10 protein-coding genes are annotated in these 13,353 nt (G+C 36.8%); 2 read left to right on the top strand and 8 right to left on the bottom strand.

Features of this window, described 5'->3' with window-relative positions; genetic code table 11:
* Positions 1-292 precede the first annotated feature (292 nt).
* The 3 genes from serS to JF73_RS01785 form a co-directional block, all read right to left on the bottom strand.
* Entirely contained in the window at positions 293-1,600 is a 1,308-nt protein-coding gene (gene serS / locus JF73_RS01795) for a serine--tRNA ligase (protein WP_046326751.1), read from the bottom strand.
* Between the two features lie 378 nt (positions 1,601-1,978).
* On the bottom strand, positions 1,979-2,509 hold the full coding sequence (locus JF73_RS01790) for a GNAT family N-acetyltransferase (protein ID WP_046326750.1): 531 nt from the start codon (positions 2,507-2,509) through the stop codon (positions 1,979-1,981).
* On the bottom strand, positions 2,509-3,114 hold the full coding sequence (locus tag JF73_RS01785; RefSeq protein WP_046326749.1) for a TVP38/TMEM64 family protein: 606 nt from the start codon (positions 3,112-3,114) through the stop codon (positions 2,509-2,511). Before JF73_RS01785 ends, JF73_RS01790 begins: the two co-directional genes overlap by 1 nt.
* 199 nt (positions 3,115-3,313) lie before the next feature.
* On the opposite strand from JF73_RS01785, the gene JF73_RS01780 reads away from it, so the two are divergent.
* Together JF73_RS01780 and JF73_RS01775 are read left to right on the top strand one after the other, a co-directional pair.
* A complete protein-coding gene (locus tag JF73_RS01780) occupies positions 3,314-4,096 on the top strand; it encodes an alpha/beta hydrolase (RefSeq protein WP_046326748.1) in 783 nt (260 codons plus the stop codon).
* A gap of 116 nt (positions 4,097-4,212) precedes the next feature.
* Positions 4,213-5,589, top strand: coding sequence for an NAD-dependent succinate-semialdehyde dehydrogenase (locus JF73_RS01775; protein WP_046326747.1), 1,377 nt, complete (start codon positions 4,213-4,215; stop codon positions 5,587-5,589).
* Between the two features lie 72 nt (positions 5,590-5,661).
* Here JF73_RS01775 and JF73_RS01770 read toward each other — a convergent pair whose 3' ends face one another.
* The 5 genes from JF73_RS01770 to JF73_RS01750 all read right to left on the bottom strand — a co-directional run bounded on the left by JF73_RS01770 (position 5,662) and on the right by JF73_RS01750 (position 13,342).
* On the bottom strand, positions 5,662-6,672 hold the full coding sequence (locus JF73_RS01770) for a zinc ribbon domain-containing protein (protein WP_046326746.1): 1,011 nt from the start codon (positions 6,670-6,672) through the stop codon (positions 5,662-5,664).
* Positions 6,673-6,767: 95 nt separating this feature from the next.
* On the bottom strand, positions 6,768-8,327 hold the full coding sequence (locus JF73_RS01765; protein WP_046326745.1) for an ATP-binding cassette domain-containing protein: 1,560 nt from the start codon (positions 8,325-8,327) through the stop codon (positions 6,768-6,770).
* A gap of 317 nt (positions 8,328-8,644) precedes the next feature.
* Positions 8,645-11,677: an MMPL family transporter gene (locus tag JF73_RS01760; protein WP_046326744.1), complete on the bottom strand. Its 3,033-nt coding sequence runs from the start codon at positions 11,675-11,677 to the stop codon at positions 8,645-8,647.
* Positions 11,670-12,257, bottom strand: coding sequence for a TetR/AcrR family transcriptional regulator (locus tag JF73_RS01755; protein ID WP_046326743.1), 588 nt, complete (start codon positions 12,255-12,257; stop codon positions 11,670-11,672). The genes JF73_RS01760 and JF73_RS01755 overlap by 8 nt, the downstream gene beginning before the upstream one ends.
* 161 nt (positions 12,258-12,418) lie before the next feature.
* Positions 12,419-13,342, bottom strand: coding sequence for a serine hydrolase (locus JF73_RS01750; protein ID WP_046326742.1), 924 nt, complete (start codon positions 13,340-13,342; stop codon positions 12,419-12,421).
* Positions 13,343-13,353: the final 11 nt, after the last annotated feature.

The following is a 13,353-nucleotide window of genomic DNA, read 5'->3' as shown; positions in this document are numbered from 1 at the left end:
TTTTGCTCGATTTATGTTGAACTTGTTATTTGTTGTAACTCGCTCAAGCACAAGTAATACCTTACTCTTTTTGTGTTAGTTCGTCAAATTAAAGTTTTTGTTCGTTATTTAAGTTATTTTGCTTTCAAATTAGTTTTAACTAATACCTGATATGTGCGATTTTTACCTTTTTGACTAGACCAATTTGTTAAATATTCGTAATTTAGGCTCTTTTGAGCTAAATTCAAATTGATTTTTTTACCAAAAAAATTTCGTAAGCTGATCAGCTTACGAAATTAACGAGTCTATTAAACTAGATTAAACTTTCTTCTTTAGTAATCTTTTTCATTCCATTCATATAAGGAACTAAAACTTCGGGTACTGTGACAGTGCCATCTTCATTTTGGTAATTTTCTAAAATTGCAGCAACCGTTCTGCCGACAGCTAAGCCTGAGCCATTAAGCGTATGTGCCAAATGAAGTTTACCATCTTCATCGCGGTAACGAATTTGCGCACGCCGAGCTTGAAAGTCAGTACAGTTAGAACAGCTGGAGATTTCACGATACTTATCTTGTGCCGGCATCCACACTTCCAAATCATAGGTTTTGGCACTAGTAAAACTAGCATCCCCAGTTGATAATGCCACAACATGATATGGTAAATCTAATTTTTGTAACAAGTGTTCAGCATTGTTTGTGAGTTTGTCCAATTCATTCCAAGACTCTTCCGGCTTACAAATCTTAACCATTTCCACTTTTCTAAACTCGTGCATTCTAATTAAGCCCCGAGTATCACGTCCAGCTGAACCAGCTTCACTTCTAAAGGCTGGAGAAAGTGCAGTAACGTTAATTGGTAATTTGTCTGCGTGAATAATTTCATCACGGAAATAGTTAACCAGTGGCACTTCAGCAGTTGGTATCAAAGTTAAATCAAGTGGCTTATCAGGATCATCATTATCCACAATTGTATAAACATCTTCGCGGAATTTAGGAAATTGACCTGTACCCTGCATTGACTCGTCGTTGACTAAATATGGCGGAATAACTTCAGTATAACCTTCCTTAGTATTTTCATCTAAGAAAAAGTTAAACACTGCCCGTTCAAGCAAGGCACCAGCACCTTTATAATAGACAAAACGTGCACCTGAAACCTTAGCGCCTCTGTCCCAGTCTAAAATATCTAAATCGGTACCAAGTTCCCAGTGAGCTTTGGGCTTGAAGTCGAGTTTTGTTGGTTCGTGCCACTTACGAACTTCTTCATTATAACTTTCATCAGGTCCGATTGGATCAGAATCATCAGGGAAATTAGGCAGCCTTAATAAAATATAGTTTTGCTTTTCAGTTAATTCAGCAACCTTTTCATCTAGTTCCTTAATTTCCTGTCCAACTTCACGCATTTTTTGCACAGCGGCGGAAGCATCTTGCTTATTTCTCTTAATTTCAGCAATTTCTTTAGAAACTTTGTTTCTCTCCGCTTTCAGTTGCTCACTGCGATTTAATTCTTCACGTCTATCAGCGTCAATTTTGACTAATTCATCCAGTTCTTCTGGCTTAACGCCGCGTCTACCCAGCTTATCTTTAGCCCAATCAAGATTCTCACGAATCAATTTAATATCCAGCATTTTTAACCTCCACACAAAAAAGCCAATTCATCCTTAAAATTGGGACGAATTGGCTTTCACATGGCTTCGCGGTACCACCCATTTTCAGCTAATAAGTTAGCTGCGCTTCATTAAGTCGGCGATAACGATGCCGCTTGCCGTGTAACTATTAATTACCCACATTAATGGAATCTGGAAACGACTTCTATTCGCTTGCACCAGAGCGCGAACTCTCTAAAACAGTCTTAGGATTCCGTGTTTGGATATTATTTTAAGCTATTAAGCTTTTTTTGGCAAATAGTATTTATTAGTATTTGCAATTATTTATGCGCAAATTAAGTATTTAAAAAAATACGGACATACTTTAAATGATGAGATAAAGATTTCGGTATTTCCTAATTACTTTTTCCCTTCTAACCACTGTGCCTTTTGCAGTAAGAAATAGTCTTCTTGATACTGAGAAAATTCACTGACTTTACTTATATCAACAGCATAGATAAATTTAAAACCCAGGCGTATTAGTAATTTTTTTGAGCGTAGATTATTTTCAAAAACCCCAGCCCAAATTTCAGTTTGATTGAGTTTTTGGAATGCATAATCCAGCACTATTTTTAGTGCTTCAGTCATATAACCGTGTCCCGAGAAGTCCTTGTCTAACAAAAAGCCAATTTCTTTAGTTGCCTGCAATTCTTTGGTACTGACGCCGCGCTCATATAGCTCAACTAAACCAATCATTTTTTGAGATTGGCACAAGCAGAGAGCATAGCTATATTTTCTTGCCACATATTGCCCAGCCGCTTTTTCGGCATCACCTAGATTTTGATAATGACCAAAGCCTGCTAAGCGCTGATAATATTCATCCTGCCCCCATTTAAGTAAAGTTGATGCATCCGACAAGTTAAAAGGGCGCAAATAAATGCGATTAGCCATTAATGGCCCACCAATTTGAGCAACCAATCCATGCCAAACTGGAGTGCAAAACTATAGGCTGCAATAGTCCAAGGCTTACCTAAGATGATAATCCAAAAATAAGTCCAGAACTTCATATCTGTTAAGCCTGCTAGTAGACACAAAACGTCATCTGGTGCCATTGGCGCTACAATACAGATCGCAAAAAACCAGTTAAATTTGCTTTGATTTTTGGTCCACTTCATATATTTATCAAGCGTTTTTTCGGAAACAATATGAAGGATAAAGGGTCTGCCATAAAAGCGTGCCAAAAAAAAGTTGATGATTGAGCCAACACAGATTCCAACATAGTTATAAATAAAACCAGCTACTGGTCCAAAGAAGATCACTCCGCCTAAAAGTGAGACTCCACCTGGAATAATAGGGATAACCACCTGTATAATCTGAATCACAACAAAAATTATTGGCCCAATTATTCTCTTATCAGCCAAATATGCTTTCATTTTAGCTTGACTAGTAAATATTCCTAATTTGTACCAATAAATACACAATAGAATAATGATAATCCCGCTGACAACGGTCAAGATGTTAATTAATCTTCGACTAGCTTTAGCAGACAGATGCATAACTTACCTCCAATGTTAAGCCTCATTTTACCAAAAAATAAGCAAAGTGATTACTTTTTAATTCATTAAATACTAATAATTAAAATAACTTAAATATTTACATTTATGAAATAAAAGGAAGCTTGTTTTAAAACGGTCAGCTGTCCTAATTACAGTATAATAGTTAATAATACTTAATTAATTTTTGGAGGAAATTCGGATGACCAAATTTATTACTGACGTCACTTATGATAAACAAAAAGATTTACAAGTAGATATTTATGAGCCAGATAATGATAGTTCCAATAATAAAATACTATTATTTTGGCATGGCGGTGGTTGGTTTCGCGGTGACAAAAGCAGCTTTAAAGAACTATGTAGTAAAATAGCCGCTCATGGTTTTACCGTCTTTGCTCCCAACTACTCCCTTGCACCGCAACACCCGTTTCCAGCCGCACACGAAGACAGCATTAATTTTGTAAAGTGGTTGCTAAAAAGTAAATACGTTGCTAATAAAAAGGTAGACATCACTCAAATAGGAGCTAGCAGTGGTGGAACAATGGCTCTTAATATTGCTGGCAAATATGGTTTCCCCACTGTTACTTGGTCAGCACCAGTTAACTACTCAAAGTGGATGAAAGACCACCAGAAAGTGACAGCTTCAGTTGATGGTCGCAAGGAACTGGGCTTAACTAATTTACATGATATTAATGATGCCTTTTATAAATATTTTACTTTAGCATATGCCAGTTCAGAAGACGCACTAGTCTTAAAGAAAATAGATGCTACTTCTTATGACTATAGTAATTTACAGCAGCTATTGATGATTAATTCTGCAGATGAATTATCGCCTATTAAGTATTTGCTTGACTTTATTGCTGTTCTAGCTCAACAAAATCATGCGGTTGACTTGAAAATAATAGCTGGTAATAAGCACGCAATGTCTTATTCCACTCAATATCTGGAGCAATCACTAAACTATCTTTTAAATGCAATAAAATAATTTTTATTTTTACTTACTATTGATTAGTAAAATATTCTGTATGTGCTATAATAATTAATGAAAACGTTTTATATTCTTGATAAGCTTATCCTATAAATTTTTAAGGAGATAATATTATGGCTAAATATCAATCAATTAATCCATATACTAACGAAAACTTTGCCAATTATGACAATCCTACTTCTGATCAAATAGAGGATGCTCTTAATTTAACCGATGCATTGTATCACAAGTGGCGTCATGAAAAGCCTGAAACACGGTCTAAGACCCTGCATCAAGTAGCAGACGGTTTGCGTGAGCATAAAAAAGAAATGGCCGAAATCATGACCCGTGAAATGGGTAAAATGATTGGTGAAGCAGAAGGTGAAGTTGATCTTTGCGCTTCTATTTGTGACTATTTTGCCGATAAAGGTCCTGAATTGTTAAAACCAGAGCCAATTGACTCCAAACTGGGCGATGCGTATTACTTAAAGCAAGCAACTGGTGTAGTAATGGCTTGTGAACCATGGAATTTCCCACTTTATCAAGTAATCAGAGTATTTGCACCAAACTTTATTGTAGGTAATCCTATTATTCTCAAACATGCGCACAATGTTCCTGGTTCAGCAGCATTAATTGCTAAAATTATTAAACAAGCAGGAGCTCCAGAAGGAAGTTTAATCAACCTTTACCCAAGTTATGACCAACTTGATCAAATTATTGCTGATCCTAGAATTCAAGGAGTAGCTTTAACTGGTTCAGAGCGTGGTGGTTCTTCGGTTGCTGAAAATGCCGGTAAAAACCTGAAAAAGTCGACAATGGAACTTGGCGGCAATGATGCTTTCATTATTCTTGATGATGCTGATCCGCAAGTCTTAAAACAAGCACTTAGTTCTGCTAGAACCTATAATGACGGACAAGTATGTACATCTTCTAAGCGTATTATTGTTGTTAAATCACGTTATGAAGAAACTCTCCAAGAATTAAAGAGCGTCTTTTCTAGCTTAAAAGCTGGCGATCCGCTTGATCCAAACACAACTTTGCCACCAATGAATTCACAAGGTGCCAAGGATAAATTAACCAAGCAAGTTGACCAAGCTATTGGTGCAGGCGCCAAAGTATTCTATCAATATCCTGAAATTGATTCTGATGGTGCCTTCTTCCGTCCAACTATTCTGACTGATATTGATCGTGATAATCCTGCATTTGACCAAGAATTCTTCGGTCCAGTAGCTATTGTCTACGAAGTAGAAGACGAAGATGCTGCTATTGCTTTAGCTAATGATTCCAGCTACGGCTTAGGTTCTTCAGTTATCAGCTCCAATCTTGAACGTGCACAAAACGTCGCCGCTCAAATTGAAACTGGTATGACAGTAATTAACGGTACTTGGATTAGTTCAGGTGAATTACCATTCGGTGGCATTAAGAAATCCGGCTATGGTCGTGAACTCAGCGATCTTGGCTTGATGGCTTTTGTTAACGAGCACTTAGTAATTTCTATGCCGACCAAGTAATATTTATAAGAAGACAAATTAAAAAAGCTGATAGACGCTAGTTTATCAGCTTTTTATTTAATTAAATTTATTTTAACGGTGGCGCATGAGGTTATAACCGGTTAGTCCAGTCGTCATCACGCTGGCTAAAATCAAGAAATACGTTGATGCTCCTATTGAAACAGCATATAAAAGCAATTGGCTAGTAATGCTATGCAAAATACCCCGATTAGACAATGAACTGTTTGACATTCTAAAAATAAGGTAAATTAGAAAAATACTTTCAATTAAAGACAATGAAAAAGCGATTATTCTGCTCTTTTTAGTATCTTTCATTGTATGGTAAATAATAAACAGCGGAATCAAAACGATGACTAGCCAGATTACACAAAGCACTACTCCAGATAGTAATGTGGCATTTGAAGAAAAGAGTCTGCCGGCTAATCTGAAAGTTACCCGCGTAATTGACATTTTTTGACTGTAAGTCACGTCTAAAACAGACGCACCTGATCCAGTAAATAAAACTATTAAGTTTATTATTGCGAGCAAAACTACTAACAGCTGTACATAAGAAAAGTGCTTTTTCACTGGGGCATTTTCCTTATTTTTAATACTTTTCTGGGCTAGCCTGCTCTTTGATCTCACCTTTTCTTTTGATTCAGCTACGTCATTAAACATATTGGATCCGAGCTGATTTATTTTTTGTGTTAAGCGTTCATCTATGGTGTAGCGGTCAATCTTTTCCTGACGGCTGCACACAAAATAGAGCCAAACTAATAAAGCAAAAAAGCAAATCCAACCAAAACTGCGAGAAAAACTCATCAGGATTAACAATGCAATTCCCAGCAGAAATACGATCATACTGTTCACATGAATCCACTTTAGCATTCGTGCAATAACAGAGTTTTGCTTTGCTGGATAAAATTCTTGCCGGTATAATTTGCGACTAGCAATTTTTTTGCCGGTCTTTTCATCTTCAAAAACAGCCTTTTGGTGTTGATCTGTGAAAAAAGTCTCACGATATTTTTGTAAGTCAAAATGACAATTTGGGCATTTAACATCCTCATCAGTGATGGGACGACCACAGTTTGGACAAGTAGTCATAAGAAGCTTCCTTTAATCAATAATTGTTAATAGGTTAATCATAAAACAAAAATAGCGATAAGGAAAATTCTTTATCACTATTTTAATACAGTCTTTTACTGTAATTCTTGAATTTTTGCTTTAACTTGCTTTATTTCAGAAATTGAAGCTTTCGAATCAAGCATTAATTGATCGAGCTTAAACTTGAGTAGTTCTAACTCATTATTATTCCTTTTCTGCTGCTTCACTTTTTGCGCCTGCGAAGTGAGCAGCAGACCATTCTTAATTTGCCATCTTTCAACTTTAAGCTGTTTGATAAATGCTTGATCGTGTGACACAAGTATCATAGCAAACGGATAAACTCTCACAAATTCCGCCAGTGCATTAATAGAGGCAATATCTAAAAAGTTTGTGGGTTCATCAAGCAGCAATAAATTATATTGACCGGTAATTATTTTTGCTAAATTGAAACACACAAGCTGGCCACCACTAAGATCACTTATTTTATGGTCTCCATATTGGCGCAAATGCAAATCGCCCAAGACCTGCATAGTCGAACTATCATCGAATATGCTGGTGGCAAAAAGAGAATCAAATAACGTTTTATCCGTTTGGCTTGTAACTATGTTTTGGTTAAAATAACCTATTTTTAATTGCGGATTATAAAAACCATGCAGTTTCCTATCCTTAACTTGTTCCAGAAAAACAGTTTTGCCAACACCGTTTTGCCCAGTTAAAACTATTTTTGAGCCATAAGCAAGATTTACTTCTTGCGTAATGTTAAACAACTTCTGCCCATAAGCATTAAGCGGTTGCTTCTCCAGCCGTAATGCCTTGCTTTTCGAAGAAATAGACAGGTCAGTTATCCCATTGTTGCCATTTTTCAAGGTAATCGCATGATGAACTGGCGGCTTTTCTAGCTCTCCTTTTTCCTTATTGATGCGGTTAGCAAGACTTTTACTGGCTCTGATGACATTATTTGCTGTTTTTTGTTTTCCTAGCGACTTTGACCGCCAGTCAGATGAAGAAAGTCCCTTTTTGTTACGAGAAAAAGTTCTGGCCTTATTAAAATGCTGATTATAACTTCTCTTTAACTGCTCAAGGTGCTTTTCCTTTTGCTCATAAATCGTTTCTGCTCGTTTTTGTTCATCTTGTCTAAAGCTGCGAAATTCTTCATAAGTCCCAGAGAAATTGTGCACTTCTTGATCTTGAATATACCAGATTGAATTACAGACGCTATCCAAAAAGTTCTGGTCATGGCTGACAATTAAACAGGCAATTTTGCTTTTATTTATTAACTTTATTAACCATTGTTGCTGCGTAATATCCAAATTAGATGTGGGTTCGTCCAAAAGCAGCAAGCCATTAGGCATATTTTTTAATTTAGCAACGGCCCTACTGAGAGCTAATTTCTCTCTTTGCCCGCCACTCTTATCACCAGCATCAAGCAATTGCGGAACATAAGCAAAATTACAATTGTTAATAACTGCACCTTTAATGGTAAACAAATCTGTAAATTTTTCTTGAGCAAGAATCTTCATTAAAGTGGTTTTACCGGCGCCATTATTACCAACCAAACCAATTTTTTGTCTAGAATTGATGCTCAAATTTGAGACAGTCAGCAGTTTAGAAGCTGCCACGTCAATTTGTAAATAATCTATTTTAATTAATTCCACTATAATACCTCAATGTATACGCGTAATTAGTAAAGTAAGCCGCAATTATAAGCTGCTGAAATTACTCTACCTGATAAATAAGATCGCTCTACGTTGAGTTAAAAATTAAAAAGTGGTGATTGATTTAAAACTACAACTAGAGCTTATTGATTATTTACTTGTCTTGACATGCCAGTATTCCTTACCTTCTACTTAAAATTTAATTAAAAACAGTATACTATAACTAATTAACATTTGTAAATGGACTAAAAAATTGTTTTGAATAAAAAAAGCTGAAATCCTCTAACTGAGAATTTCAACCTTTTAATTAATTTCGCTTAATTTTTAACACGTTTATTCTTGCGCCAATGAACACCTTCATAAGTCAACTTGACTGCAGCTGACAAGGTAATCGGCATAATAAATACTAATATTATCAAACCAATAATCACTGCCAAAGCAACTTCAATCAAAGTCGGAATTCCTGATGGAATTAATGCGGCAAATGTACCACCTAAGATAATGGCTGCTGAAACCACCACAGTTCCAATAATACCGCATGCTTTAAGCATTCTTTGACTTGGCTTGCCGTTTTCAAGTTCACGGTAGCGTGTCATCAAGAAGATACTGTAATCAACACCTAAAGCAATTAACATGATAAAGCCAAAGAACGGTGTGTTCCAAGTTAGCATGCTTTTACCTAAAGTAGCCTTAACTACCCACTCTGTAATTGATAATGAGCAGAAGTAGGCAATTAAAAGCGTACCCAAGATGTAAACAGGCTGTAAAAGTGAACGAGTGACAAAAATTAAGGCAATACCTATTCCAATTAGCATTATAGCTGCAGTTCTAATAAAGTCCCTGTTGGCAATATCCTTAATGTCAGCAATATTAGAACTTTCGCCGCCCATTGCTACTGTCACATTCTTAAGACGAGTACCTGCAAAAGATTTTTTAGCCATTAAGCTCAGATCTTGCGCCTTTTTGGTGGCTTTAAGACTACTTGGATTTGACTTAAAGACAATCATCAGCATAGCTGACTTTTTGTCAGGGCTCAAATAATTCTTAATCGAAGTTTGGAAAGTATCGTTTTTGATAAATTCTTGTGGAATATAGAAAGTATCTGCGGCAGAAGAACTTGCTAAGCCATTAAGGTAAGCAGCACCTTGTCCTAAGCCACTATTAACTTCATCCACACCATTAGTCAGTTTTGGCGTATTAGCTGCTAACTGACCGGCACCTGAATTAAGTTGGCCAACACTGGAATTTAATTGACCGATGCCTGAACTTAATTGACCAGTACTGGAGTTAACTTGACCAATACCCGAGCTTAATTGACCAGCACTGGAATTAAGTTGACCAATGCCACTGTTCAGAGTCGAGGCACCATTATTCAATTGGCCCGAAGCAGTAGCTAATCTGCCGACACCAGTTTGAAGCTGACCCATTTGTCCAGACACGTTAGGCATTGATGCGGAAGCTTCTGCCCAAGATTTTTCTAAAGCGGCACCTGCAGCTTGCATTGCAGCCATCTTTTGCTGCTGGGTTAAGCCCGGAATACTATTAATGCTCTTAGATAAGTTGGCTTTATAGCTCTTTTCTAAAGCAGCCTTGGTATTCTTCTGCGCATTCGCAATACCAGCACTGCCACTTGCAAGTTGAGAGTTTAATTGATTTAAACCACTTGTCATTTGTTGCGTGCCATTTTGCAGACGACTGGCGCCGCCCTGCAGTTGACCTGTGCCATTTTGCAAACGGCCCGCACCATTTTGCAATTTGCTTGTACCGCTTTGCAACTTACTTGCGCCATCTTGGAGTTGGCTAGTGCCGTTTTGCAGTTGGCTTGTACCATCTGCCAACTTATTTGCGCCAGCAGACAATTGTTTACTTGCTTTGCTTAATTTACCTAAACCGGCACGTGCTTGATCAACACCTTGGTTAACAGTATTAAGCTGGTTCTTAACGTAAAGCTGATCAATGCTTTCACCATAAGGTTGAGTAACAGAAGTGACGAAAGCCACATCTTTAGAAGCTTGCAATTGTCTAGTCAATTGATCAATAAGACGCAAATCTGCTTCATTATCAAGTTTATGATTACTCTTAATGTAGAGTGTTGACGGTTCGGCCATTCCCTTTGAAAAATGGTCTTCAACAATCAGCATCCCAGCCTTAGCAGTTTCATTATTATCTATTTCGTCGGTATCATCATAGTTCAAATGACCAGTGTACATTAAGCCAAAAGGAATAACGACCACAGCCAGTACAATTAAATAGATAATTGGGTGAGCAAGAGTACCTTTTGAAATACCGTGCCACAGTTTATCTTCGTGTTCACCAGTAAATTTCTTTACCGGCCAGAACATTTTTTCACCTAAAACAGCCATGAAGAATGGGTTAAGTGTCAGTAATACAATTAGTAAAACAGCGACACCTACCGCAACACCAACGGCTGATTGGTAAATGGAGAAGTTGGCTAAACTGAGAGCTGAAAAACCAATTAAGATGGAAGAACCAGAATAAAGGATAGTTTTTCCAGCAACCTTTAAGGCACTGTTCATCGCTTCGTAGCGATTCATCCCTTTACCCAGATCCTCTTTAAATTTGTCATATAACAGGATGTTATAGTCTGTACCAATTCCGAACAACACAATAATCATAAAGACTTGTGTAAAGTTGGAAAACGGGAAGTTCTGGTATTTAACTAAGTTAGTAACAATCGCAAATGATGTAATAAAGGAAACACCAACAGTTAGTAATGAAATTAACGGCACGATCGGCGACTTGAAGACGATTACTAACACAATGAAAATAAAGACTACTGTAATTACTTCAGTTTTCTTAATTCCTTCTTGAATTGCATTTGAAAAGGCATTTTGCAAAACATCCGCACCAGTAACATACGTTCTGATACCAGCTGTTTTAACTGCTTTAGTTAGCTGCGCTTCAACATCATTAATAGGTCCGTGCTTTTTAGCAACATTTAACTGCATTATCCATGTGGTATTATCCTTTGATTGCAGTTTTTTCTTAGTCGCAATATTGTCGTCAGGACCTAAGACCATTTTAATACCGTAACGATCTTGATTATCTTTCAGCTTAGCAATAGTTTCATTAATGGCATCCTTATCATCAGATGTCAGTTTGCCTTTTTCTTTATTAAAAACTACCGCAACCTGATAAGTATTTTTTTGTTTGGGACCCCAATCATTTTGAATTGACTTTGCAACTTCACTTTGAACGTCAGACGGTAAGGAAATATTTGAGTGCTCACGGGTTAACCCTGTAACGTCTGGCAAAGCCACAACAGAAATGATTAAAATTAAAATCCATGCAATTAACGAGAAAATATGATTTTTTACTAGTTTATGCACTCCGATTTTCCTTTCTATTTTTTTGCAATAATTTATTAGGCTGAACTAGTTGAATAATTAATTCATGATAACCCTGATCAGCCTCATCACTAGTTTCTTCTGTAAAAGATTCAGATACATCTAAAAAAACGTATCCCAATACTGCTCCAATTAAGGAATGGAGCGAAACCGTGCTGTCACTTCTCAAATTTAGTTTGTCAGCCAAAGCTATTATCTTTAAAATTTCTTGGGTAATAGCATCGTCTTTTTTGTATTCATTCAAATGATAGAGAATACTAATTAATGCGGGATCGTCCAGAATGAAGTCACGGACAATATCTGCAAACTTGAGTAAAGCTTCTTCACCTGAAATTCCGATCAGATTATCAACTAATTTTTTACCTAAAATTTTAATTCTGCTTGCACCTACAAGCGACAACAGTTGCTTTCGACCTGAAACATAATGATAAAGCGACTGTGAACGAACGCCTAACTCTTTAGCTAGGTTCGGCAGAGTGGTCGCGGAAAGTCCCTTTCGTCCAATCAGCTCCGTCGCCTTCGCAATCACCTTATCCAAATCAAGGTTTCTTTTTCTAACCAATTTCACCCCTCCTTTTGACAGCATACAGAATAATATATCACTACAATGTGAAGAATACAATCTACAAGCTGTAAATTATTTTATATTATTAAAAAAGCCCTAAAACTCAATTCTGATTAGGGCCAAATTTTTAAGATTTGGTAAAGCACTATTTAAAAACGTTATTTAAAGAAGCTGTTAACTGCTTTTCCCAGTTTAACAAAGTCTTGGTCATTATTACTCCAAACGCTGACACAGTAGGCATTACCATTAGATTGTACCAGAGCTACATTGGCCTTACTATCGCCAATAGCATAGATTAAGCCTTTAGTATTACGAATAATCTTAGGCTTGGTTCTGCTTGAATTCAGAGCGCCCAATACCTGATTAGAATACTGTCTGCTTAATATTTGATCATGATAAAGACTGACCATAATCTTGTTTAAATCGTTAGCAGTAGTCAAAGCTGCTGCTTTAGCGGCAAACTTATTTTTAATGACAGTATCTTTAACACCGATTTTCTTAATAATAGCATTAACTTTAGCTGGTTTAAGCGTCCGCAAGAGTGCATTAGCAGCTGTTTGATTGCCTTGCAGCATTAGTTGCTTTAGGTAGGACGCATTGTATGCTATCCCCTTTTGCAGCAATTTTTCCTTTTTAGCGCGATCACTCTTTTTAATTTTTATCGTCTTGTTGTTAATTGATTTGCCATGCTGCTCTTGGTATGTGAGTGCAATCAACAAAAATAAACGACTGACAGAATTTACACTATGACGCTGACTGGTATTAGCAACGCGGGCAAATTTATTATTATTCAGATCCTGAACACATACCTGATAGCTATGATCTTTTCCCATCACCTGCTCAATTTTCTGTGCCCATTTTTTCTCACTGCCTGCTGCTATTTTAATGTGATTAGGGTACTCAACAGTGGCAACTTTCGGCTCACTGGGACCTTTTTTACCTTTTTTATTCTTTACTACTTGTTCCTGCTTTGGTCCTGCAATCTTTAATTTGGTATTTTCAACCCGCTTAAAATTAACGGAATAAAGCATAAAAGCAAGAAGCGCTGTAATTAATGAACCTAGCAAAACTTTATTTTTCATGTATTCGCCTC

This window comes from Lactobacillus helsingborgensis, assembly GCF_000970855.1.
In the GTDB taxonomy this organism is placed as follows: domain Bacteria; phylum Bacillota; class Bacilli; order Lactobacillales; family Lactobacillaceae; genus Lactobacillus; species Lactobacillus helsingborgensis.
The sequence above is the reverse complement of the archived record's forward strand: the minus strand, read 5'-3'. Positions and strand labels throughout refer to the sequence as shown.